Below are 846 nucleotides of genomic sequence, written 5' to 3'. Positions count from 1 at the left end.
GCAGGCCCACCAGCGTCTTGCCCAGGCCCATGGTCAGGGCCACACCCGCCAGCTGCCGGCCCTGGAGCTGATCCAGCACCTGGTCCTGTAAGGCCTGTCGACGATCTGCCGCGGCGGTGGGGGTAGCAGACTCAGGGGAGAAAGACATAAGCTGATAGCTAGGGCCGCCAGGCGGCGGCAGGCAGGAAAGAGAGCGGCCTGAGCAGGCGCTGGCAGGGCACTAGCAGGCAACAAACCAAGAACCCGTACGGGCATTGCCGCGGGCAAACGGGCTAGCCGGACAGCTGGTGCAGTTGTTCGGCTAGCTTCGCAATTTTGGCCTCGACCTCCACGATAGCACCGGGTCGGTTCTCCGCGTTGTAATAATCCGCGGTCTGAATAAACGCTAAGCTTTTTCGGGCATCCTCCAGTTCCCCGCTTACCTTCCGCCGCTGCTGTTCCCGGGCCGCGTTGGCCGTACGCTGCACCCGGGCCGGCGCTTGCTGCGTTCGCTGGTAGTCTTCCAGCAGGTAACCCTTCGTCAGCGCTTTGAAGACGGCCCCGCCTTGCTTCTGGACTTTGCCGGTTTTGGCTTGCGCGCTCACCGTGTCGAGCACGTAGCGAACATAGCCTAGGTCGTAGGTGCCGGCCTGCAGTTGTTCTCGGATCTGGGGCAAACTCTTACCTGAAACGCCCGCCGCCAGCACCGCGGCTTCCCACGCTTCCACCGGCGCACTGGGCAAGGCCCGGGGCGAGCCGGCCGAACCGACGGGCTTAAACTCGAACGCAATGTGGGTGACCTGCCGCCCTTTGCTCCGGGTGGAATAGGTGAAGGCCAGGTCCGTGTGCGCCAATTCGGCTTTGGCC

At 64.1% G+C, this 846-nt stretch carries 1 protein-coding gene; it reads right to left on the bottom strand.

The features are described 5' to 3' along the window. Window positions 1-272 precede the first annotated feature (272 nt). On the bottom strand, window positions 273-846 hold a 574-nt coding region (locus BXP70_RS30200; RefSeq protein WP_179197909.1), incomplete at its 5' end, for a replication initiation protein.

Origin of the sequence: Hymenobacter crusticola, assembly GCF_002154225.1 — a bacterium.
GTDB lineage: Bacteria > Bacteroidota > Bacteroidia > Cytophagales > Hymenobacteraceae > Hymenobacter > Hymenobacter crusticola.
The sequence above is the reverse complement of the archived record's forward strand: the minus strand, read 5'-3'. Positions and strand labels throughout refer to the sequence as shown.